Annotated in this window: 19 protein-coding genes; 13 read left to right on the top strand and 6 right to left on the bottom strand. The window is 69.5% G+C overall.

Annotated features, from left to right (window positions below; genetic code table 11):
* Nucleotides 1-62 precede the first annotated feature (62 nt).
* Nucleotides 63-1,346: an MFS transporter gene (locus tag ACWD5F_RS37060; protein WP_451260703.1), complete on the top strand. Its 1,284-nt coding sequence runs from the start codon at nt 63-65 to the stop codon at nt 1,344-1,346.
* 165 nt (nt 1,347-1,511) lie between these two features.
* On the opposite strand, the gene ACWD5F_RS37055 is transcribed toward ACWD5F_RS37060, so the two are convergent.
* From ACWD5F_RS37055 to ACWD5F_RS37035, 5 genes are all read right to left on the bottom strand, one after another.
* A complete protein-coding gene (locus tag ACWD5F_RS37055) occupies nt 1,512-2,561 on the bottom strand; it encodes an ABC transporter ATP-binding protein (RefSeq protein WP_451260702.1) in 1,050 nt (349 codons plus the stop codon).
* Nucleotides 2,562-2,586: 25 nt separating this feature from the next.
* On the bottom strand, nt 2,587-3,627 hold the full coding sequence (locus tag ACWD5F_RS37050; protein ID WP_451260701.1) for an ABC transporter ATP-binding protein: 1,041 nt from the start codon (nt 3,625-3,627) through the stop codon (nt 2,587-2,589).
* Between the two features lie 49 nt (nt 3,628-3,676).
* Nucleotides 3,677-4,657 (bottom strand): ABC transporter permease, encoded by a 981-nt coding sequence (locus ACWD5F_RS37045; RefSeq protein ID WP_451260700.1) that lies wholly within the window; start codon nt 4,655-4,657, stop codon nt 3,677-3,679.
* Nucleotides 4,658-4,759: 102 nt separating this feature from the next.
* Complete coding sequence (locus ACWD5F_RS37040) at nt 4,760-6,490, bottom strand: ABC transporter substrate-binding protein (RefSeq protein WP_451260699.1); 1,731 nt, start codon at nt 6,488-6,490, stop codon at nt 4,760-4,762.
* 95 nt (nt 6,491-6,585) lie between these two features.
* The gene (locus tag ACWD5F_RS37035; RefSeq protein ID WP_401713264.1) at nt 6,586-7,611 is read right to left on the bottom strand and encodes an ABC transporter permease; all 1,026 of its coding nucleotides are present in this window, start codon (nt 7,609-7,611) and stop codon (nt 6,586-6,588) included.
* A 396-nt stretch (nt 7,612-8,007) separates the two neighbouring features.
* Between ACWD5F_RS37035 and ACWD5F_RS37030 the strand changes: the two genes are divergently transcribed.
* Genes ACWD5F_RS37030 through ACWD5F_RS37005 form a run of 6 tightly spaced genes read left to right on the top strand, consistent with a single transcriptional unit; the run spans nt 8,008 to nt 13,818 of the window.
* A complete protein-coding gene (locus ACWD5F_RS37030) occupies nt 8,008-9,642 on the top strand; it encodes a peptide ABC transporter substrate-binding protein (RefSeq protein ID WP_451260698.1) in 1,635 nt (544 codons plus the stop codon).
* Nucleotides 9,643-9,648: 6 nt separating this feature from the next.
* The gene (locus ACWD5F_RS37025) at nt 9,649-10,572 is read left to right on the top strand and encodes an ABC transporter permease (protein WP_401713259.1); all 924 of its coding nucleotides are present in this window, start codon (nt 9,649-9,651) and stop codon (nt 10,570-10,572) included.
* A complete protein-coding gene (locus ACWD5F_RS37020; RefSeq protein ID WP_451260697.1) occupies nt 10,565-11,545 on the top strand; it encodes an ABC transporter permease in 981 nt (326 codons plus the stop codon). The genes ACWD5F_RS37025 and ACWD5F_RS37020 overlap by 8 nt, the downstream gene beginning before the upstream one ends.
* 4 nt (nt 11,546-11,549) lie before the next feature.
* The gene (locus tag ACWD5F_RS37015; RefSeq protein WP_451260696.1) at nt 11,550-11,756 is read left to right on the top strand and encodes a hypothetical protein; all 207 of its coding nucleotides are present in this window, start codon (nt 11,550-11,552) and stop codon (nt 11,754-11,756) included.
* A 9-nt stretch (nt 11,757-11,765) separates the two neighbouring features.
* Complete coding sequence (locus tag ACWD5F_RS37010; protein ID WP_451260695.1) at nt 11,766-12,740, top strand: ABC transporter ATP-binding protein; 975 nt, start codon at nt 11,766-11,768, stop codon at nt 12,738-12,740.
* Complete coding sequence (locus ACWD5F_RS37005) at nt 12,733-13,818, top strand: ABC transporter ATP-binding protein (RefSeq protein WP_451260694.1); 1,086 nt, start codon at nt 12,733-12,735, stop codon at nt 13,816-13,818. The genes ACWD5F_RS37010 and ACWD5F_RS37005 overlap by 8 nt, the downstream gene beginning before the upstream one ends.
* A gap of 128 nt (nt 13,819-13,946) precedes the next feature.
* Here ACWD5F_RS37005 and ACWD5F_RS37000 read toward each other — a convergent pair whose 3' ends face one another.
* Nucleotides 13,947-16,061, bottom strand: coding sequence for a prolyl oligopeptidase family serine peptidase (locus ACWD5F_RS37000; protein ID WP_451260693.1), 2,115 nt, complete (start codon nt 16,059-16,061; stop codon nt 13,947-13,949).
* 196 nt (nt 16,062-16,257) lie between these two features.
* Between ACWD5F_RS37000 and ACWD5F_RS36995 the strand changes: the two genes are divergently transcribed.
* The 6 genes from ACWD5F_RS36995 to ACWD5F_RS36970 form a co-directional block, all read left to right on the top strand.
* Nucleotides 16,258-16,452: a hypothetical protein gene (locus tag ACWD5F_RS36995; protein WP_123997939.1), complete on the top strand. Its 195-nt coding sequence runs from the start codon at nt 16,258-16,260 to the stop codon at nt 16,450-16,452.
* A gap of 46 nt (nt 16,453-16,498) precedes the next feature.
* Nucleotides 16,499-17,377 (top strand): N-acetyl-1-D-myo-inositol-2-amino-2-deoxy-alpha-D-glucopyranoside deacetylase, encoded by an 879-nt coding sequence (gene mshB / locus ACWD5F_RS36990; protein ID WP_451260692.1) that lies wholly within the window; start codon nt 16,499-16,501, stop codon nt 17,375-17,377.
* Nucleotides 17,374-17,784 (top strand): DUF6113 family protein, encoded by a 411-nt coding sequence (locus ACWD5F_RS36985; RefSeq protein WP_451260691.1) that lies wholly within the window; start codon nt 17,374-17,376, stop codon nt 17,782-17,784. Before mshB ends, ACWD5F_RS36985 begins: the two co-directional genes overlap by 4 nt.
* Nucleotides 17,785-17,939: 155 nt before the next feature.
* Nucleotides 17,940-20,249 carry a hypothetical protein gene (locus ACWD5F_RS36980; RefSeq protein ID WP_451260690.1) on the top strand — a complete coding sequence of 770 codons (2,310 nt, stop codon included), beginning with the start codon at nt 17,940-17,942 and terminating at the stop codon, nt 20,247-20,249.
* A gap of 125 nt (nt 20,250-20,374) precedes the next feature.
* On the top strand, nt 20,375-21,301 hold the full coding sequence (locus ACWD5F_RS36975) for an ABC transporter ATP-binding protein (protein ID WP_451260689.1): 927 nt from the start codon (nt 20,375-20,377) through the stop codon (nt 21,299-21,301).
* The coding region (locus tag ACWD5F_RS36970) for an ABC transporter permease (RefSeq protein WP_451260688.1) at nt 21,298-21,871 on the top strand (574 nt) is incomplete at its 3' end. The genes ACWD5F_RS36975 and ACWD5F_RS36970, both read left to right, overlap by 4 nt.

The following is a 21,871-nucleotide window of genomic DNA, read 5'->3' as shown; positions in this document are numbered from 1 at the left end:
GGCGCGACACCGTCGGCGGGGGTGCGTGCCGGGCTCAGGTCGGAGTCGTAGGGTGCCTGTTCGTGACGGTGACAGAGTCTTCCGACGGGGCGCCGCTCTGGCGTGACCGGCAGTTCGTGGTGCTGGCCGGGGCACGGGTGATCTCCGTGCTGGGCAACGGCTTCGCGCGGGTGGCACTCGCGTTCGCGGTGCTCTCCCTGCCGGGGGCGGGCGCGGGCACGTTGTCGCTGGTGCTGGCCTGTCAGGCGGTGCCGCAACTGGTGTTCATCCTGGTCGGCGGGGTCATCGCGGACCGCATGTCACGGTCGCGGCTGATGGCGTCGGCGGATGTGCTGGGTGCCGGGGCGTACGCGGGCCTCGCGGCCATGGTGCTGACCGGGCACGCGCCCCTGCCGGCCATGTGTCTGTTCGCGGTGGCGGCCGGTACGGCCACCGCCCTGTTCGCGCCGGCGCTGGACGGTCTCGTACCGCTGCTCGTGCCCGCGAGCCGTCTGCAACGGGCCAACGGCCTGCTGCGGATGGGCATCAACGGCTCGATGCTCCTTGGCCTGGCCCTGTCCGGCGTGACGGTGGCCCTGGTCGGCGCGGGGTGGGCGCTCGCGCTGAACGCGGCCTCGTTCGTGGCCAGCGCGGCGCTGACGGCGCGGTTGCGGGTGACCACATCTCCTCGGGCGAAGGCGTCCGGCTGGGCCGATCTCCGGGAGGGCTGGCACGAGTTCGCCTCCCGGCAGTGGCTGTGGGTGGTCGTCGCCCAGTACGCGGTGGTCGTCGCCGCGGTCAACGCCAACGTCGGTGTCCTGGGTCCGTTGGCGGCCGAACAGCATCTCGGCGGCCCGCGGGCGTGGTCGGTCATCGTGGCCGCGCAGGCCCTGGGCACGATCGCCGGAGCGGGCCTGGCGGCTCGGGTACGGGTGAGCCGCCCCGTCCTGGTGGCGGTGCTGTGCACGTTTCCGGCCGCCCTGCCCATCATCCTGCTCAGCCTCCGGGCCCCGGTCTGGCTGATCGCCACGGCGATGTTCGCCGCGGGTGTGGCCAGCGACGTCTACGGCGTCCTGTGGACCACCACGGTCCAACGCCGCATCCCCGAACAGGCCCTGTCCCGAGTCAGCTCGTACGACTGGTTCGGCTCCCTCTCCTTCGCCCCCCTCGGCCTCCTGATCGCCGGCCCCGTCGCGGCGAGAGTGGGCACGGACACGGCCCTGGCGGGCTGCGCGGCGTCGATCGTCGTGGCGACGGCGGGAGCACTGCTGTCACCGCAGGTACGGAGGCTGCGCACCGCGGACGAGGAACCTTCCGGTGGGCTGCCGTCGCACGCAACGGCCTCCGAGTCGAGCGGCAACCCGTAGAGCCGCCGCGAGAACAGCCCCGTACAGAGCGAAGGCCCGTGCCCCACGCGAGCGCGTGCGGTACGGGCCTTCTTCTCCCCGGGGAGCGGACGTTCATGGGCTCGGGTCAATGGGCCTGGAAAGTCCGTTCCGCGAAGGGTGGCGGCTGACGGTAAAGGGGTGTTGTCAGGCCGCCGCCTCGGGGTTCTTGGAGAGACGCGGGGCCGGGACGAGGACCTCGGTCTCCGGGTAGTGGCAGGCGGTGAGGTGGCCGGGCTTGTTGCCCTCGACCTGGACCAGCGGCGGTGCCTCGCTCGCGCACTTGTCCGTCGCCTTCCAGCAGCGGGTGCGGAAGCGGCAGCCGGAGGGCGGGGAGATGGGGGAGGGCACGTCACCGACCAGGCGGATGCGTTCGCGGACCGGCCCGTCGTCCTCCACCGTCGCCTCGGGTACGGCGGACAGCAGCGCCCGCGTGTACGGGTGGCGCGGGTTGCCGTAGAGGTCGTCGCGGTCGGCGATCTCCACGATCTTGCCGAGGTACATGACCGCCACGCGGTGCGAGAAGTGCCGGACGATCGCCAGGTCGTGGGCGATGAACACGAACGCGATGCCGAGTTCCTGCTGGACCTTCTGGAGCAGGTTCACCACCTGCGCCTGGATCGAGACGTCCAGGGCCGACACCGGCTCGTCCGCCACGATCAGCTTCGGCTCCAGAGCCAACGCCCGTGCCACGCCGATGCGTTGACGCTGACCGCCGGAGAACTCGTGCGGGAAGCGGTTGTAGTGCTCGGGGTTGAGACCGACGATCTCCAACAGCTCACGGACGCGGGCCTCACGGCCGCCGGCCGGGTTGATGTCGTTGATCTCCATCGGACCGGACACGATCTTGCCGACCGTCTGCCGCGGGTTCAGCGAGGCGTACGGGTCCTGGAAGATCATCTGGATCTCGGAGCGGATCGGCGCCAGCTGCTTGCGGCCCGCGTGGGTGATGTCCTGCCCGCGGTAGGTGACCTTGCCGCCGGTCGGTTCCAGGAGGCGGGTGATCAGCCGGCCGGTCGTCGACTTGCCGCAGCCCGACTCGCCGACCAGGCCCAGGCTCTCGCCCTCGGCGACCTGGAAGTCCAGGCCGTCGACGGCCTGCACGGCACCGACCGTACGCCGGATCGGGAAACCGCCCTTGATCGGGAAGTGCTTGGTCAGCCCGCTGACGTCCAGGAGGGGGTTCGTGTCGCTCATGATGGGAAGTCCCGTTTCTAGTACGTCAGTTGTGCTGGGCTACGGCGGCGAGGTCGGCGAAGAGCTCCCGGCGCTGCTGGGTGGTGAGGTGGCAGGCGGAGCCCCGTCCGTCGACCACCTCCAGCGCGGGCCGCTCGCTCGCGCACCGTCCGCCCGGGACCTTCTCGGCGAAGGCGCAGCGCGGGTGGAAGTGGCAGCCGGTCGGCGGGTTGAGCAGCGAGGGCGGCGATCCCGGGATCGGCATCAGCGGCACGTCGACCGGTCCTTCGAGGCTCGGCATGGAGCTGAGCAGACCGAGCGTGTAGGGGTGCTGGGGGTCCGTCAGCACCTCCTTCTTGGTGCCGCGCTCCACACACCGGCCGCCGTACATCACCAGGACGTCGTCCGCGATGTCGGCGATGACGCCGAGGTCGTGCGTGATGAACACGATGGCGGTGCCGAACTCCTGCTGGAGGTCCTTGAGCAGGTCCATGATCTGCGCCTGGACCGTCACGTCGAGGGCCGTGGTCGGCTCGTCGGCGATGAGCAGTTCCGGGTCGCAGACCAGGGCCATGGCGATCATCGCGCGCTGGCGCATACCGCCGGAGAACAGGTGCGGGTAGTCGTCGACCCGGATCTCGGGCTGGGGGATCCCGACCCGCTTCAGCATCTCGATCGCGCGCTCCCGGGCCTCCTTCTTGGAGGCGCCGGTGTGCTTGCGGTAGGTCTCGGCGATCTGCTTGCCGACCGTGTGGTACGGCGACAGCGAGGCGAGCGCGTCCTGGAAGATCATGGACATCTTGTTGCCGCGCAGCCGCTCCAGCTCCCGCTCGCTCGCGGTGAGGAGCTCCTTGCCGTCGAGCAGGATCTCGCCCTCGATCGCGGTGCGGTCGCGGTCGTGCAGGCCCAGGATCGTCAGGTTGGTGACGGACTTGCCGGAGCCCGACTCGCCGACGATGCCGAGGGTCTTGCCCTTGGCGAGGTCGAAGGAGAGCCCGTCGACGGCCTTGACGGTGCCGTCCTCGGTGGAGAAGTGGACCTTCAGATCCCTGACGGAGAGGAAGGGCTGCTGATCGGTGCTCGTCACGGAGACGCTCCTGGGGGGTGATGCGGGGGTAGGGGGTACGGGCGGAGGGTCAGGCGAGCCGGATCCGCGGGTCGATGAAGGCGTAGGCGGCGTCGACGATGATGTTGAAGAACACGATCGCGGCGGCGGCCAGCACGGTGACGCCAAGCAGCATCGGCAGGTCGCTCTGGTTGACGGAGGTCACCGCGAGCCGGCCGATGCCCTGGAGGCTGAAGACCTGCTCGGTGATGATCGCGCCGCCGATGAGCGTGCCGAGGTCGATGCCGAACACCGTGACGATCGGGCCCATGGCGCCGCGCCAGGCGAAGCGCAGGAAGACGTTCGCACGCGAGAGACCCTTGGCGCGGGCGGTGCGGACGTAGTCCTCGCTGAGCTGCTCGACGAGCTGGGAGCGGGCCATGCGGGTGTAGTTGGCGGTGAAGATGATCGACAGCACGATCCACGGCAGCAGCAGGCCGGAGAACCACGAGACGGGGTTGTCGGTCAGCGGCGTGTACGAGGGCTGGTCGAGGATGCCCGCCTTGAAGACCAGGAAGTACAGCGCGATGTAGCCGACGAAGTAGATCTGGAGCGAGGAGCCCAGCAGCGAGGCCGAGGTCGCGAACTTGTCCAGGAACTTGCCCTGCTTGAGCGCCGCGATCATGCCGGTGCCGACGCCGAAGACCAGGAAGATGGCGGCCGAGCCGAAGGCGAGCGAGAGGGTCAGCGGCAGCCGGTCCATGATCGTGCCGAAGACGGGCTCGTTGTTGGCGAAGGAGTAGCCCAGGCACGGCGCGTTGCAGTTCCCGAAGCCGCTGTAGTCCCGACCGACGAAGATCCCCTTCAGCCAGTACCAGTACTGGACCGGGATCGGATGGTCGATGCCCAGGTTGTGCCGGATCTGCGCCAGCGAGGCCGGCGTGCAGTTCTTGCCGCAGGACATCATGGCCGGGTCACGCGGGACGGCGTAGAAGAGCCAGAAGGTGATGGCGCTGATGATCAGGAGAATGACCAGCGCGCCGATCGTACGGCGGACAAGGAAGCGGAACATGGGGTCAGGACTTTCCGGGCGAGGCGCCGTTGCCGGGGCGTGAGGGGTGTGGAGCCGGTGGGGGCGGCCCGGTGCGGGACCGCCCCCTGGTGCCGCAGGCGCCTACGCCTTGGCGTAGAGCCTGGTGAGCGCGATGCCGGTGTTTCCGGCGTCGTAGACGAAGCCGCCGACCTTCGTGCCGTGCATCCAGTTGCGGATGGCGTGGTAGTCCGGGACACAGGCCGCGAGTTCCATGACCTGCTTGTCGATGGCGCCCCAGGCCTTGTTGGCCTCGTCCGCGTCGGTGATCAGCGAGGCGGCCGCGATGGCCTTGTCGACGCTCGCGTTCTTCAGCTGCGCGTAGTTGCTGCGGCCGTCGCCGATGTTCGCGCCGTCCCAGCAGGGATAGAAGACCGAGTAACCGCCCGGCCAGTCCGGGCTCCAGCCGGCCGCGAACAGGTCGTACTGGTTGTCGATCTTGCCGATCTGGGTGTAGAAGGTCGACTTGTCGATCTGCTTGTTGACGACCGTGAAGCCGGCCGCCTCCAGCGCGTTCTTGATCGCCACGGCCTGCTTCACCGCGTTGTCCGACGTCTGGTAGGCGATGACCAGCTTCTGGCCGACCTTGCCGGCCTCCTTGAGGAGGGCCTTGGCCTTGACCGGGTCGCCGCCGGGCTTCTTGGTCTTGCCGTAGAGGTCGAACTCCGTGTAACCGGGCGTCACCGGGGAGAAGATCGTGGTCGCTATCTCGCTGGTGGACGCGCCGCCGCGGATGGTCTGCAACTGCTGGTTCGGCCAGGCGTAGTTGATGGCCTGACGGACCTTGACGTCCGTGATCCGGGTGGTGTTGATCGGCCAGTAGTAGGTGACCGTGTCGACCGCGGTGAGCACCTGCTCCTTGAGCTTCGCGTTGGTGAGGACCGTGGCGATCCGCTCGGGGGCGACCTCGTTGAAGATCGACATCGTGTACTGGTCGTTGCCCTTGTCCGCGATGTAGCGGTCGGTCGAGGCCAGCAGTTCGAAGCCGAACTGGAAGAGGTACTTGTCCGGGTAGGCGTTGCGGATCGGGTCCGTCGCCGCGTCCCAGTGCTCGTTGCGGATGTACGTCAGGGACTTGCCGACGTCGCGGGCGGAGATCTTGTACGGGCCGCAGGAGAACGGCTGCTTGTCGTACTTCTCCTTGGTGTCCTTCGACTTCTTCACGAAGGAGTACGCCCGCTCGGCGAGCGTGAAGTTGAAGTCACCACGGGCCTCGTTGAGGCGGAAGGTGACAGTCCTGCCGTCGATCTCGATGGAGTCGAGGCTCTTGCCCTCGTAGGGGCCCTTGTACTTGTCGCCGCCCACCAGGAACTGCTGGACGTAGCGCGGGCCCTCGGTGACGAAGGAGGCGAAGAGGCGCTCGAAGGTGTGGCGGACGTCGTCCATGGAGAGGTCGGAGCCGTCCTCCCACTTGATGCCGTCCTTGATGGTGAACGACCAGGTCTTGCCGCCGTCCTTGGCCGTGCCGGCGTCCGTGGCCACGTCGCCGACCAGGGTGGCGCCGCCCTTGGCGTCGAGCTTGTAGCCGGTCAGGCCACGCATGATCGGGGTGGTGATGAGGATCTCGGTGGAGACGTAGATCTGGGCCGGGTCGAGGTGGTCCATGTCGAACTGGTCGAGCCCGTAGATCGTCCCGCCCTTGACCGCGCCGGCGACCTCGGGGGCGGGGCCCGTCGAGTCGGCCTTCGTGCCGACCTCGATCTTGCTCTGCTTGGCCTTGCTGACCGAGGGGATCTTGTTCTTCGAGGTCGAGTTGGAGCCGCCGCAGGCGGTCAGCACCGTGCTCGACGCCGCGACCACACCGGTGGCGATCATGAAGTTTCTACGGGAAAAAGACACAGCAACCCTGCCTTATGGGTGGGACGGGACCAGCCGGACGACATTGACCGGGCCGGGGAAGAGAGAAGGGGTCAGCGCTTGGACTTCGGGTCGAGCGCGTCGCGCGCCGAGTCGCCGAGCAGGTTGAACGCCAGGACGAAGATCACCATGGAGAGGCCCGGGAAGAGCATGAAGGTGAAGTCCTGGGTGTAGAACTGGGCGCCCCGCTGGATCATCACGCCCCAGTCCGGGGTCGGGTCGATCATGCCGACACCGAGAAAGGCGAAGCCCGCCTCAGCGGTCACGTAGGCCGGGAGCATGAGCGTGGACTGGATGAGGATCGGGGTCCACAGGTTCGGCAGCAGCTCCTTGAAGACGATGCGCGCCGGCGACGCCCCGGTCACCTTGGCGGCCTCGACGAACTCCCGCTCGCGCAGGCCCAGTACCTGGCCGCGCAGCAGGCGGGCGATCGACGCCCAGCCGAAGAACGAGAGCATGACGATGAGCGCGGTGGCCCGCAGCCAGGTCGGGATGTTGTCGTCGGCGGCGACGAACAGGCCGAACACCACCGGCATGAAGGCGATGATGAACAGCGTCGAGGGGATCGACAGCACGATGTCGACGATCCGGCCGACGATGTAGTCCGTCCTGCCGCCCAGGTAGCCCGCGGTCACGCCGATGACGACACCGAGGGCGGTCGTGATCAGGGTGGCCGCCAGGGCGATGCCCAGCGAGGTCCGGATGCCGTAGATCAGGAAGGTGAAGACGTCGCGGCCCAGCTGCGGCTCGATGCCGAACCAGAACTGCGAGCTCATGCCGCCGTTGGCGCCCGCCGGGTACGAGAACGGGTCGAGCAGGCTCGGGTCCTGGCTCGCGTACGTCGTGTACGGGTTCTTCCCGTACAGCTTGGAGATCAGGGGCGCGGCCAGTGCGATCGCGAAGAAGAAGACCACGATGATCGCGGATATGACACCCGTACGGTCCCGTTTGAAGCGGCGCCACGCGAGCTGTCCCGGGGACCTGCTCTCGTTGGCCTTCGAGTCGGGAGAAGTGATCGACTTCTCGACGCTCTCGTCGGTCACCTCGAGCGGGGCCGTGGATGGAGTTGGGGGGGTCATGGTGCTCCTGGCCCAAGGGAGGGTCTGATGAGACTCCGCAGGGCGCTCCCCTACGGGCTACGCCGGACTTTTTCAACGCAATTCATGCAAGGTCAATAAATTCTCGGTCGAGTTGGGTTTCTCTTTGCAATATTTGCGCCCGCTTGGCCAAGTCGATACTACGCGCGTAGCACTCCGTGATGGATCCGTGCCTGATTTCCGACCAACTACGCCAAACGGGCAACGCGTTCGATATGCGGACGTGCGTGTATCGGAATGTGTACACGGGTGAACATCTGTCACCCCTGGCGGCCATCCGGACGACGGGTCCCCCGAACGGTCTCGACCGGTGTGCGGCGCGCCCTTTTTGTGTCGATATTGGCCGGTAACGGATTGGCAGTCTTGAGGAGGCACTCCATGCGCGGAGCCACGCACGCCAAATGGGCCGCAGGCGCGGCGGCGGTCGCACTCGCCGTGACGGGCTGCGGGGGCGGGGGCAGCGACAGCGGCGGCGGTGACGGCAGCGCGGTGCTCAGCTCCTCGTGGGGAGACCCGCAGAACCCGCTGGAGCCGGCCAACACCAACGAGGTGCAGGGCGGCAAGGTGCTCGACATGATCTTCCGCGGGCTGAAGCGGTACAACCCGAAGACGGGCGCCGCCGAGGACATGCTCGCCGACAAGATCGACACCACGGACTCGCAGAACTTCACGGTCACGATCAAGGACGGCTGGACCTTCAGCAACGGCGAGGCGGTCACCGCCAAGTCCTTCGTCGACGCCTGGAACTACGGCGCGAGCCTGAAGAACAACCAGAAGAACGCGTACTTCTTCCAGTACATCGTGGGCTACGACAAGACCCACCCCGACGACGGCTCCAAGCAGACCGCGGACACCCTCAGCGGCCTCAAGGTCACCGGCGCCAGGACCTTCACCGTCCAGCTGACGCAGAAGTTCTCGACGTTCCCGGACACCCTCGGCTACCCGGCCTTCGCGCCGCTGCCCAAGGCGTTCTACGACAACCACGCGGCCTGGGTGAAGAAGCCGATCGGCAACGGGCCGTACACGGTGAAGTCGTACGCCAAGGGCTCACAGATGTCCCTGCGGACCTGGGCCGACTACCCGGGCACGGACAAGGCGGAGAACGGCGGCGTCGACCTCAAGGTCTACACCGACAACAACACCGCCTACACCGACCTCATGGCCGGCAACCTCGACCTGGTCGACGACGTCCCGGCGGCCCAGCTCAAGAACGTCAAGAACGACCTCGGCGACCGCTATCTGAACACCCCCGCCGGCATCATCCAGACCCTCGCGTTCCCGTTCTACGACAAGGACTGGAACAAGAGCGGCTCGGACAAGGTCCGCAAGGGCCTGTCCATGGCGATCAACCGCAAGCAGATCACCGACACGATCTTCCAGAAGACCCGCACCCCGGCCACCGACTGGACCTCACCGGTCCTCGGCAAGGAGGGCGGCTTCCAGGACGGGCTGTGCGGGGACGGCTGCGACTACGACCCGACCGAGGCCAAGAAGCTGATCCAGGAGGGCGGCGGACTGCCCAACGGCCAGGTCAAGATCAGCTACAACGCGGACACGGGCTCGCACAAGGAGTGGGTGGACGCCGTGTGCAACTCCATCAACAACGCGCTCGGCAACGACAAGGCCTGTGTCGGCAACCCGGTCGGCACCTTCGCCGACTTCCGCAGCCAGATCACCCAGAAGAAGATGTCGGGGCCGTTCCGGGCCGGCTGGCAGATGGACTACCCGCTGATCCAGAACTTCCTCCAGCCGCTCTACTACACTAACGCCTCGTCCAACGACGGCAAGTGGTCCGACAAGGACTTCGACAAGCTCGTCAACCAGGCCAACACCGAGACCGACACCGGCAAGGCGATCTCGCTCTTCCAGGACGCCGAGAAGGTGGTCCGCGACAACATGGCGGCGATCCCGCTCTGGTACCAGAACGGCAGCGCCGGCTGGTCGGACCGGCTCTCCAACGTCGCGCTCAACCCCTTCAGCGTCCCCGTCTACAACGAGATCAAGGTCAGCTGACCCGCCGTGGGGCGCTACGTCGTGAGGCGGCTGCTCCAGATGATCCCGGTGTTCATCGGGGCCACGCTGCTGATCTTCCTGATGGTGAACGTGATGGGCGACCCCATCGCGGGCCTGTGCGGCGACAAGCAGTGCGACCCGGCGACGGCGGCCCAGCTCAAGAAGGAGTTCGGCCTCGACAAGCCGGTCTGGCAGCAGTACCTGACCTACATGGGGAACGTCTTCACCGGTGACTTCGGTACGGCGTTCAACGGCCAGAAGGTCACCGACCTGATGTCGACGGCGTTCCCGGTCACCATCCGGCTGACGATCGTGGCGATCCTCTTCGAGATCGTCATCGGCATCTCGCTCGGGGTCGTCACCGGCCTCAGGCGGGGCCGGCCGGTCGACACCGTGGTCCTGCTGCTCACCCTCGTCGTGATCTCCGTCCCCACCTTCGTCACCGGCCTGCTGCTCCAGCTGCTGCTCGGTGTCGAGTGGGGATGGATCAAACCGTCGGTCTCCACGGAGGCGACCTTCTCCGAACTGATCGTGCCGGGCCTGGTACTGGCCTCCGTCTCCCTGGCCTACGTGACCCGGCTGACCCGCACCTCCATCGCGGAGAACCGGCGCTCGGACTACGTCCGTACGGCGGTGGCCAAGGGCCTGCCCCGCCGCCGGGTGATCATCCGCCACCTGCTCCGCAACTCACTCATCCCCGTCGTCACCTTCATCGGCACCGACATCGGCGCCCTGATGGGCGGCGCCATCGTCACCGAGCGGATCTTCAACATCCACGGCGTCGGCTTCCAGCTCTACCAGGGCATCCTCCGGCAGAACACCCAGACCGTCGTCGGCTTCGTCACCGTCCTCGTCCTCGTCTTCCTGGTGGCCAACCTGCTCGTCGACCTCTTGTACGCCGTACTCGACCCGAGGATCCGCTATGCCTGAGCAGCCGCACGATCCCGAACTCGCGATCGCCGGCACCGGCATGGGCGGTCCGATGGACCTCGCGACGAGCGAGGCGGAGACGCTGGACCGGTCGCCGGGCGGTCCCGACGGCACCGGCCCGCAGGACAGGCCCCGCTCCCTGTGGTCCGACGCCTGGCGCGACCTGCGCCGCAACCCTGTCTTCATCATCTCGGCGCTGGTCATCCTCTTCCTCGTCGTCATCTCCATCTGGCCCTCCCTGATCGCCTCGGGCAACCCCCTCAAGTGCAACCTCTCCAAGGCCCAGGAGGGCTCCCAGCCGGGCCACCCCTTCGGCTACGACGGCCAGGGCTGCGACGTCTACACGCGCACGGTCTACGGCGCCCGTACGTCCGTGACGGTCGGCGTCCTCGCCACGCTCGGGGTCGCCGTCCTCGGCTCGGTCCTCGGCGGCCTCGCCGGCTTCTTCAGCGGGGCGTGGGACTCGGTCCTGTCCCGCATCACCGACATCTTCTTCGCGATCCCGGTGGTCCTGGGCGGCCTGGTCCTGCTCTCCGTCGTCACCAGCAACACGGTCTGGCCGGTGATCGGCTTCATGGTGCTGCTGGGCTGGCCGCAGATCTCCCGGATCGCCCGAGGCTCGGTCATCACCGCCAAACAGAACGACTACGTGCAGGCCGCCCGCGCCCTCGGCGCCTCCAACTCCCGGCTCCTGCTGCGGCACATCGCGCCCAACGCGATCGCCCCGGTGATCGTCGTGGCGACCATCGCGCTCGGCACGTACATCTCCCTGGAAGCGACCCTGTCCTACCTCGGCGTCGGCCTCAAACCGCCCACGGTCTCCTGGGGCATCGACATCTCGGCCGCCTCCACCTACGTCCGCAACGCCCCCCACGCCCTCCTGTGGCCCTCCGGCGCCCTGGCGATCACGGTGCTCGCGTTCATCATGCTCGGCGACGCGGTCCGCGACGCCCTCGATCCGAAGCTGAGGTGACGGCGTGACGGTGCTGGAGGAGTGCGGGCAGCGGCCGGCGTTCCGGGTCCTCGTGCCGGAGCCGGCGGGGGCCGGTGGCCGGGCGGTGGATGCGGATGCGCCGGCCGCCCCGCCCGCCCGGAGGCCCTCGGCCGGGCCGGCGGTCGCCGTGTCCGCGTTCATCATGCTCGGCGACGCGGTCCGCGACGCCCTCGATCCGAAGTTGAGGTGAGTCGGCGTCATGCTGCTCGAAGTGCGGGACCTGCATGTGGAGTTCAGGACTCGGGACGGGGTCGCCAAGGCTGTCAACGGGGTCGACTACGGGGTGGACGCGGGGGAGACCCTTGCGGTGCTGGGGGAGTCCGGGTCCGGGAAGTCCGTCGCCGCGCAGGCCGTGATGGGGATCCTCGACATGCCGCCCGGGAAGATCACCGGCGGCGAGATCCTCTTCCGGGGCAAGGACCTGCTCAAGCTCAAGGAGGAGGAGCGCAGGAAGGTCCGCGGCGCCGAGATGGCGATGATCTTCCAGGACGCGCTGTCCTCCCTCAACCCCGTGCTCTCCGTGGGCGACCAGCTCGGCGAGATGTTCACCGTGCACCGCGGGATGTCCCGGAAGGACGCGCGCACCAAGGCGGTCGAGCTGATGGACCGCGTGCGCATCCCGGCCGCGAAGGAGCGTGTCCGCGACTACCCGCACCAGTTCTCCGGCGGTATGCGCCAGCGCATCATGATCGCCATGGCGCTCGCCCTGGAGCCGGCGCTCATCATCGCCGACGAGCCGACGACCGCCCTGGACGTCACCGTCCAGGCCCAGGTCATGGATCTGCTCGCCGAGTTGCAGCGCGAACTGCACATGGGGCTCATCCTCATCACCCACGACCTCGGCGTGGTCGCCGACGTCGCCGACCGGATCGCGGTGATGTACGCGGGCCGGATCGTCGAGCAGGCGCCGGTGCACGACATCTACAAGGCGCCCGCACACCCGTACACCAAGGGCCTGTTGGAGTCGATCCCGCGGCTCGACCAGAAGGGCCAGGAGCTCTACGCCATCAAGGGACTGCCGCCCAACCTCATGAACATCCCGCCCGGTTGTGCCTTCAACCCCCGCTGCCCGATGGCCCAGGACGTGTGCCGCACGGACGTACCGCCCCTGCACGAGGTGGACGACCAGCGGGTGAGCGCCTGTCACTTCTGGAGGGAGTGCCTCAATGGCTGAGTCGATCCTGGAAGTCAGCGGCCTGGTCAAGCACTATCCGTTGACCCAGGGCATCGTGTTCAAGAAGCAGATCGGTGCCGTCAAGGCCGTCGACGGCGTCGACTTCGCGCTCGGCAGGGGCGAAACCCTCGGCATCGTCGGCGAGTCCGGCTGCGGCAAGTCGACGGTCGCCAAGATGCTGGTCAACCTGGAGAAGCCGACGGCCGGTTCGATCAAGTACAAGGGCGAGGACATCACCACCCTGTCCGGCCGCGCCCTGCGCACCGTACGCCGCAACATCCAGATGGTCTTCCAGGACCCGTACACCTCCCTCAACCCCCGTATGACAGTGGGCGACATCATCGGGGAGCCCTACGAGATCCACCCCGAGGTGGCCCCCAAGGGCGACCGGCGCAAGAAGGTCCAGGACCTGCTGGACGTGGTCGGGCTCAACCCCGAGTACATCAACCGCTATCCGCACCAGTTCTCCGGCGGCCAGCGCCAACGCATCGGCATCGCACGGGGGTTGGCCCTGCGCCCCGAGATCATCGTGGCCGACGAACCGGTCTCCGCCCTCGACGTCTCCGTCCAGGCCCAGGTGATCAACCTGCTCGACCGGTTGCAGACCGAGTTCGAGCTGTCGTACCTCTTCATCGCCCACGACCTGTCGATCGTCCGGCACATCTCGGACCGGGTCGGCGTGATGTACCTGGGCCGGATCGTGGAGATCGGCAAGGACGCCGAGATCTACGACCATCCCACGCACCCCTACACCCAGGCGCTGCTGTCCGCCGTCCCCGTGCCCGACCCGGAGGCCCGCGAGCACCGGGAGCGGATCATCCTCGTGGGTGACGTGCCGTCACCGACGAACGTCCCGTCCGGCTGCCGCTTCCGCACCCGGTGCTGGAAGGCCCAGGAACGCTGCGAGTTGGAGGTGCCGCTGCTGGCGGTGCCCGCGGAGTTCCGGCTCATGAGCGGTCCCGCCGCGCACGACTCGGCCTGCCACTTCGCGGAGGAGAAGCAGGTCGTGCCGACGGACGAGCCGACGGACGAACCGGGGCCGGAGAAGGCGGGAGAGGACGGCAACGGGCCGGGATGACATGGCGCATCCCGGCCCGTTTACGGCACCCGCACGGCCGTACGCTGTTCAGACTGGCGCGTCCGTATATCGGTACCGCTTCCGCGAAGTTGCCTGCGTGTAAACGCGATTCGCGGGCATTTGTGCGGTTATTTCAATGATCGTTTGAGGAAGTCCAGCTGAAGCAGGAGCAGATTCTCGGCGACCTCCTCCTGCGGGGTCATGTGGGTCACCCCGGACAGCGGGAGCACCTCGTGCGGCCGGCCGGCGGCCAGCAGGGCGGAGGACAGGCGCAGTGAGTGGGCGACCACGACGTTGTCGTCCACCAGGCCGTGGATGATCATCATCGGGCGGTGCGGCTCGGCCGCGTCGACCAATCCCTCGTCGTGGACGACCGAGTTGCGGCGGTAGACCTCCGGCTGCTCGTCCGGGTGGCCGATGTACCGCTCCTGGTAGTGGGTGTCGTACAGCCGCAGATCGGTGACCGGGGCGCCCACCACCGCCGCGTGGAAGACGTCCGGGCGGCGCAGCGCCGCGAGTGCCGCCAGATAGCCGCCGAAGGACCAGCCGCGGATCGCGACCCGGCTCAGGTCGAGCGGGAAGTCGGCGGCGAGCGCCTGGAGCGCGTCGACCTGGTCCTGCAGGACGACCGCCGCGAGGTCGTCCCGCACCGCCTTCTCCCAGGCGGGGGAGCGGCCCGGCGTGCCCCGCCCGTCGGCCACGACGACCGCGAACCCCTGGTCGGCGAACCACTGCGAGGTCAGATACGGATTGCGCGCGGCGACCACTCGCTGACCGTGCGGACCACCGTAGGGGTCGAGGAGGACCGGCAGGGAGGTGTCACCGGCGTAGTCACGCGGCAAGAGCACGGCGCACGGGATTCGTCGTGCGCCCCCCTCGACAAGCGTCACACGCGGGGACAAACCGGGATCTTCGGCATGTGAGGTCACGGTCGCGAACTGTTTGCCGTCCCGCAGCAGCCGTACCTGCGCGCCCGGGTGGTCGAGCGAGGCGGACACCAGCACGGTCACGCCTCCGGCGCGCACCGCCGTGTGCACGCCGGGTTCCTGCGACAAGCGCTCCACGCCGAGTTCGCTGACGCGGTAGACGTGCACCTCGCCGATCTCGGACGCCTCGGCCTCCGCGCCCGCCGACGCCGAGACCAGCACGTCGTCGTCCCCGACCGCCAGTACCGCGCGCACGTGCAACTGCGGTCCGGTCAGGGGGCGTTCGCCGACCGCCAGGACCCGCGCGCCGCCTTCGTCGGCGATCCGCACGAGCCGTCCCGAAGGGCTCCAGCAGGGCACTCCGGGGAAAAGATCAAGCCAAATTGGATCTTCGTCCGCGTGCACCAGACGGGTCGCTCCCGTGTCCGGATCCACCGCCAGGTACAGCTGACTGCGCTGGTCGCGCGCCTGTACGAGGAGCAGCGGCGCACCCGCGTCTGACCAGTGCACATGCGCCAGATACGGATACCGCGCCCGGTCCCAGACGACCTCCGTGCGGGCCCCGTGCAGGCCGATCACGAACAGCCGCACCTCCGCGTTGGCGGTGCCCGCCGCCGGATACGGGACGTGCTGTGGATCACGTTCGGGATGCGCCGGGTCGGAGATCCACCAGCGCTGCACGGGCGTGTCGTCCACGCGCGCGACCAGCAGCCGGTCCGACTCGGGCGACCACCAGAATCCGCGCTGGCGCTGCATCTCCTCGGCCGCGATGAACTCGGCCAGTCCATAGGTGATGTTCGCCGACTCCGGCTCGGCGAGGGCCCGTTCACCCTCGCCCTCGGCGCCCACGATCCGCAGGGCGCCGCCGGCCACGTAGGCGACATGCCGTCCGTCGGGGGCCGGGCGCGGGTCGATCACCGGTCCGGGGACGGTGAGTTCACGTGCCGTGCCGGCCCGCAGTTCGGCCGTGAACAGCCGTCCCGACAAGGCGAAAGAGGCCAGCTCGACGGTCGCGTCGGTGGCATAGCCGACGATGCCGGCGCCGCCCTCACGACTGCGTTCACGACGGGCGCGCTCCTGCGGGGAGAGGTCCTCGGCGGCCCCGTCGAGCAGGGCGCGCGGGTCCGCCGCGACGCGCTCCCCGCCGTCCGTCGGATCCAGCACCCACAGTGAATTCGCCCTGTCCGTACCGGAGGTGGAGCGCAGGAACACGACCCGCGAACCGTCGGGCGCCACCGAGAACGCGCGCGGCGCACCGAGCGTGAAGCGCTGGGTGCGGGCGTGTCGGCGGGGGAAAGAGTCGGACGTCGTCGTCATGCTCCGACCATATTGGCCATGCGCCCCCTTGTGCGGCCGTGCGCCGATCGATGCGCGCGTGTGGATAGTTATGATCACTGACGCATGGTGGGTATGAATCCGCTGGCTGACGTATGGATTTATCTGCTGGATTCATCTGCCCCTTGGTCCGACTGGTCCGACCCCGCGTACTTGGGATCTTTGGAGGTGAGCCGCCGTGGCACTTTCGATTTCGGCGGTGGTGCTGCTGGCGATCGTCGTCTTCCTGTTGGTCAAGAAGTCGGGTCTGAAGGGCGGGCACGCCGTGGTGTGCGTCCTTCTCGGCTTCTACCTCGCCTCCTCGACCGTCGCTCCCACCATCAGTGAGCTGACGACGAACATCGCGGGGATGATCGGCAGCCTCAAGTTCTGACCCGGGCCGCGCCGGGCTTGTCGGTGGCGCCTCGTAGGGTGGCTCCATGACGGAACTGCCCGCTCGGCGTCTGCTCCTGGTGCACGCGCACCCGGACGACGAGTCGATCAACAACGGCGCGACCATGGCCCGGTACGCGGCCGAGGGTGCCCACGTGACCCTGGTCACCTGCACCCTCGGCGAGCTCGGCGAGGTCATCCCGCCGCAGCTGCGCCACCTGACCGGCACCGCCCTGGGCGAGTACCGCCGGGGCGAGCTCGCGGCGGCCCTGCGCGCGCTCGGCGTCGAGGACTTCCGTCAGCTCGGCGGCCCCGGACGCTACCGCGACTCCGGAATGATGGGCCTCGCCGACAACGACGACCCCGCCGCCTTCTGGCAGGCCGACCTGGACGAAGCCGCAGGCCACCTCGTCGAGGTCATCCTGGAGGTACGCCCCCAGGTCCTCGTCACCTACGACGAACACGGCGGGTACGGCCACCCCGACCACATCCAGGCCCACCGCGTCGCCACGCGCGCCGCCGAGCTGGCCGCCGACGCCGGGTGGCGGATCCCCAAGGTCTACTGGAACCGCGTGCCGCGCCCGGTCGCCGAGGCCGCGTTCGCCCGCCTCTCGGGCGCCCTGCTCGGCCTGCCCTTCGCCAAGTCCGCCGCCGTCGACGACGTGCCGGGCGTGGTGGCCGACGACCTCGTCACCACCGAGATCGACGGCACGGTGTACGCCGCCGCCAAGGCCGCCGCGATGCGCGCGCACGCGACCCAGATCGCCGTCGCGGAACCGTACTTCGCGCTCTCCAACGAGCTGGCCCAGCCGCTCTTCACGACGGAGTACTACGAACGCGTGGGGGGCGCCGGAGCAGCTCGGCGGGATCCCGGTGGGCGCGAGACCGACCTGTTCGCCGGCATCGGCACCGAGGAGGCGTCATGAGCGACCGGGGTTCCCTGCTCGCGCAGCCCTTGCAGCGGCCCTCTCTCGGGCGGGCGCTCCTCTACGTGGGGCTCTTCGTGCTCGGCGCGGTGGTCGGGGGCGCCGGGGCGCTGGTGCAGTCCGGCTGGTTCCCGGGCGGGCTGCTGCTCGCGCTCGTCGGCGAGGCGGGGCTCTGTCTCGGCGGCGGCTGGGCGATCGGCGGCCGGGGCGGGGCGATCGCGCCCGCCGCCGGCTGGATGGTCTCCGTCATCCTGCTCACCGCCAGCAGACCGGAGGGCGACTTCCTGTTCGCCGCAGGAGGTGGCTCTTATCTCTTCCTCCTCGGAGGGATGGCCGTCGCTGTGATCTGCGCCACCCTTGGGCAAGGGCGGCAACCAGGCGCCCGTGACGTCCGACTTGGCAAGTGACGTACCACTTCGCCGTTAAGGGCGCGTGCAAGTGCCGTGTGGGTTTACTCGGCGGTCGCGGGATACGCGCCAGACGTGGCCAGTATGGTGGTGCGCGCCGCCGAGCCGCCCGCTGAGGTTGTGTCGGGCGGCGGAGCCAACCGGGAGAACCTGCCTTGAGTCGTGAAACTGACACTCCGTCCTCCGGGCCCAACGGGCGCGGCGGGGCCGCCTACCCGTCGGGTACGCCGCCGTACGGGACCCCCGCGGTTCCCGACGCCGGTACGGACGCGGGTCGTTCGGCCGCGCAGCCGGAGGAACGCAAGACCGAGACCACGCTGACGACCCGGATCCGGATCAACATCCCCGGGTCGCGGCCCATTCCGCCGGTCGTCGTACGGACCCCCGTCACGGACGCGGACGCCCCCGACGGCAGTGCTGCGGAGGCCGAGGCTCCGGCGCTGCCCGCGCTGCCGTCCATGGGCTCCGGCGAGCCGCCCACCGGACAGGGCGGACCCGGCGCTCCCGGCGGCCCCGGCGGGGAGAAGACGAGCGACTGGTTCGCGCCCCGCAAGTCCTCGGCGGGCAAGCCCGATTCGGGCGGCGGTGCCACCAACGGCGCCGGAATCCCGGGCGGTTCGGCCGCCCCCGCCACGCCCCCCGCGGGGACCCCGACCCCCGGTGCCCGTCCCGGCGCGGGTCGCCCCGGCGGTGTCGTCGGCTCCATGAGCGTGCCGGGCGGCTCCCGCCCCGGCGGCGCGAGCGGTGCCCGGCCCGGCGGGACCAACGGTTCGGGGCTCACCGGGGCGACCGGCGGCCCGGTGGCCCCCGGACACGGCGGCGGCACCGGTTCCTTCGACGTCACCGAGGCGCTCGCCGCGGGACCGCTGGGCCCCGGCTCGCGTCCCGGTGGCGGTGAACCGCGCCGCGCCGAGCTGCCGTACTTCGCCGAGGGCGAGCGCGGGGAGCAGGGCGGCCCGGGCACCCAGGGCGGCTACGGCGGCCCCGGCGGCGCGAGCGGCTTCAACGGACCGGGCGGCCCCGGCGGCCCGGGCGGCGGCCCGCACGGCCCCGCGGGACCGACCGGCGGTCCGGTCACCGGCGACGGGCCGATGGCCCCGCAGCTGGGCGCCGGCCCCGGTGGCCCCAACGGCCAGGGCGGCTACGGCGGCCCGGGCAACCCGCACGACTTCTCGGCGCCCGGCGGCCCTGGCGGTCCTGGTGCCATGGGCGCTCCCGGCACGGGTCCGGGCGCCCAACCGCGCGGGCTCGGTCCCGGCGGCGGGCTGAGCGACGACACCGCGATCCTCACCCCGCAGGTTCCCGCCTCCGCCCGGCCCCCGCAGAGCTACCCGAATCCCGACAACGTCTCCGGGCACACCGTCACCAGCGGCATCCCGGTCGTCCCGTCCGGCCAGGGCGCGCCCTTCGGACCGGGCGCCCACACCGACGGACCGCTGCCGCACACCCCGCCCAAGCTGCCCGAGCCGGTCGCGCAGGACGTGCCGGCCGCGGCGTCGAGCAAGGCGGGCAAGAAGAAGAAGGGGCGCAGCAAGCTGGTGCTCCTGGTCGTCGCCCTGTTCGTCATCGGTGGCGGTGCCTACGGCGCCGGGCTGCTGATGAACCACACCGACGTGCCCAAGGGCTCCACCGTGCTGGGCGTCGACATCGGCGGCGGCACCCGCGACGACGCCGTCAAGAAGCTCGACGAGGCCTTCGGCAACCGCGTCAACAAGCCGCTGAAGCTCTCCGTCGGCGGCAGCACCGTCTCCCTCACGCCGGACCAGGCGGGCCTTCAGTTCGACGAGCAGGCCACGGTCGCCGCGGCCGCGCAGAGCGACTACAACCCGGTCTCCGTCGTCGGCTCCCTCTTCGGCAACCACCGGATCATCGACCCGGTCATGCCGGTGGACGAGGAGAAGCTGACCGCCGCCCTGAAGGACGCGGCCGGCGGCTCCGGCTCGGTGACCGAGGGCACGATCGAGTTCAAGTCCGGCAAGCCGGTCGCGGTCTACGGCAAGGCGGGCAAGGGCATCGACGCCGCGAAGTCGACCGACGCCGTCGTGCAGGCGTACCGCACCCAGGTGGAGACCGGCACGACCACACCGGTCACGGTCGCCACCACGACCCAGCAGCCGGCGATCTCGAACGCCGAGGTCGACCGCGAGATGAAGGACTTCGCGAAGCCGGCGATGTCCGCGCAGGTCGTCGTGCAGACCGACGCGCTGCACAGCATCCCGTTCGGTTCCCTGTCCCTGCCGAAGATCCTCGGCTTCAAGGCGGTGGACGGCAAGCTGGTGGAGACGTACGACCTCGACGCGCTGAAGGAGGCGTACGGCGCCACCTTCGACGGCGTGCTGATCACCCGGGGCACCGGCCAGAAGACGGCCGTCACCCCCCAGGACGTCGCCGGCGCGCTGCGCAAGGCGCTGGTCGGCAAGACGGCGGCGGAGCGGATCGGGGTCATCGACACCGACCCCAGCTGACGTCGACTCCGTGAGGGGGCGCCCGGTGCTCACCGGGCGCCCCTTCGTCGTATGACATCTGTCATCCGGCACTCAGGACCGCCGACACTGCCGGGCGGGAGCGCCCGGCGGCCACCATGGTCCACATGACGACGACAGCGGCGACGGCCACCACCCCGGTGGTCGGGTTCGACCAGGTGAGCAAGATCTACGGGGACGTACGGGCCGTGGACGGGCTGACGCTCGCTCTGCACCCGGGGGAGACGGTGGCCCTGCTGGGGCCCAACGGGGCCGGCAAGTCGACCACCCTCGATCTGCTGCTGGGGCTGAGGCAGGCCGACAGCGGCACGGTGAAGGTGTTCGGGAGCAGCCCGCGCGAGGCCATCGTCGCCGGACGGGTGGGCGCGATGCTCCAGAGCGGCGGGCTGATGGACGAGGTCACGGTCGCCGAGCTGGTCCGGCTCGCCTGCGATCTGCACCCCAGGCCGTACCCGCTGAGCGAGGTGCTGGCCCGCGCAGACATCGCGCAGATCGCCGACCGCAAGGTCAACAAGCTCTCCGGCGGCCAGGCCCAGCGCGTCCGCTTCGCCCTCGCCACCGCGGGCGACAGCGATCTGATCGTGCTGGACGAGCCGACCACCGGCATGGACGTCTCCGCCCGCCAGGCCTTCTGGGCCACCATGCGCGAGCAGGCCGACCGGGGCCGCACGGTCCTGTTCGCCACGCACTATCTGGAGGAGGCCGACGCCATCGCGGACCGCGTGCTGGTCCTGCACCGCGGCCGGCTCCTCGCGGACGGCACCGCCGCCGAGATCAAGGCGAAGGCGGGCGCGCGCAAGGTCGCCTTCGACCTGGAGGGCGAGATCGACGAGGCACCGATCCGGGAGCTGCCGTTCCTCACGTCGGTCGACATCTCCGGCCAGACGGTCCGCATCCAGTCCACCGACGCCGACGCGACCGTCCACGCCCTCTACGGCCTCGGCGTCTACCCCCGCAATCTCGAAGTCGCCGGGCTCGGCCTGGAGCAGGCGTTCGTGGCCATCACCGCCGCCGAGGAGGCGAAGTCGAAGTGAACAGCCTGATCAAGCTGGAACTCACCCGCGCCCTGCGCAACCGCAAGTTCCTGTTCTTCTCGGTGATCTACCCCTCGGCCCTGTTCCTGCTGATCGCGGGCAGCGCCGGCCGCACGGACAAGATCGACGGCACCGGCCTGAACGTCGCGACCTACATGATGGTCTCCATGGCCTCCTTCGGCGCCCTGACGGCCGTCCTGATGGGCAACAGCGAGCGCATCGCCAAGGAGCGGGAGAGCGGCTGGGTACGGCAGCTGCGGCTGACCCCGCTGCCGGGGCGCGGGTACGTGATCGCGAAGACCGCGAGCGCGGCCGTGGTCAGCCTGCCGTCGATCGTGATCGTCTTCCTGGTCGCGGCCACGGTGAAGGACGTACGCCTGGACGCCTGGCAGTGGCTCTCGCTCACCGGCGCGATCTGGGCCGGCAGCCTGGTCTTCGCCGCGCTCGGCGTGGCCATCGGCTACCTCGCCACCGGCGACGCGGTCCGCCCGATCACGATGATCACCTACTTCGGCCTGTCCCTGCTGGGCGGCCTGTGGATGCCCGCGACGACGTTCCCGCAGTGGCTCC

Source organism: Streptomyces sp. NPDC002499 (genome assembly GCF_053595415.1).
The sequence above is the reverse complement of the archived record's forward strand: the minus strand, read 5'-3'. Positions and strand labels throughout refer to the sequence as shown.

Excerpts from the sequence above, each read along its gene's own strand:
- ACWD5F_RS37010 (WP_451260695.1), top strand. The coding sequence starts at position 11,766 with ATGCTGCTCGAAGTGCGGGACCTGCATGTGGAGTTCAGGACTCGGGAC.
- ACWD5F_RS37040 (WP_451260699.1), bottom strand. The coding sequence starts at position 6,490 with ATGATCGCCACCGGTGTGGTCGCGGCGTCGAGCACGGTGCTGACCGCC.
- ACWD5F_RS36985 (WP_451260691.1), top strand. The coding sequence starts at position 17,374 with ATGAGCGACCGGGGTTCCCTGCTCGCGCAGCCCTTGCAGCGGCCCTCT.
- ACWD5F_RS37055 (WP_451260702.1), bottom strand. The coding sequence starts at position 2,561 with ATGAGCGACACGAACCCCCTCCTGGACGTCAGCGGGCTGACCAAGCAC.
- ACWD5F_RS37005 (WP_451260694.1), top strand. The coding sequence starts at position 12,733 with ATGGCTGAGTCGATCCTGGAAGTCAGCGGCCTGGTCAAGCACTATCCG.
- ACWD5F_RS36975 (WP_451260689.1), top strand. The coding sequence starts at position 20,375 with ATGACGACGACAGCGGCGACGGCCACCACCCCGGTGGTCGGGTTCGAC.
- ACWD5F_RS37000 (WP_451260693.1), bottom strand. The coding sequence starts at position 16,061 with ATGACGACGACGTCCGACTCTTTCCCCCGCCGACACGCCCGCACCCAG.
- ACWD5F_RS37035 (WP_401713264.1), bottom strand. The coding sequence starts at position 7,611 with ATGACCCCCCCAACTCCATCCACGGCCCCGCTCGAGGTGACCGACGAG.
- ACWD5F_RS37045 (WP_451260700.1), bottom strand. The coding sequence starts at position 4,657 with ATGTTCCGCTTCCTTGTCCGCCGTACGATCGGCGCGCTGGTCATTCTC.
- ACWD5F_RS37030 (WP_451260698.1), top strand. The coding sequence starts at position 8,008 with ATGCGCGGAGCCACGCACGCCAAATGGGCCGCAGGCGCGGCGGCGGTC.
- ACWD5F_RS37020 (WP_451260697.1), top strand. The coding sequence starts at position 10,565 with ATGCCTGAGCAGCCGCACGATCCCGAACTCGCGATCGCCGGCACCGGC.
- mshB (WP_451260692.1), top strand. The coding sequence starts at position 16,499 with ATGACGGAACTGCCCGCTCGGCGTCTGCTCCTGGTGCACGCGCACCCG.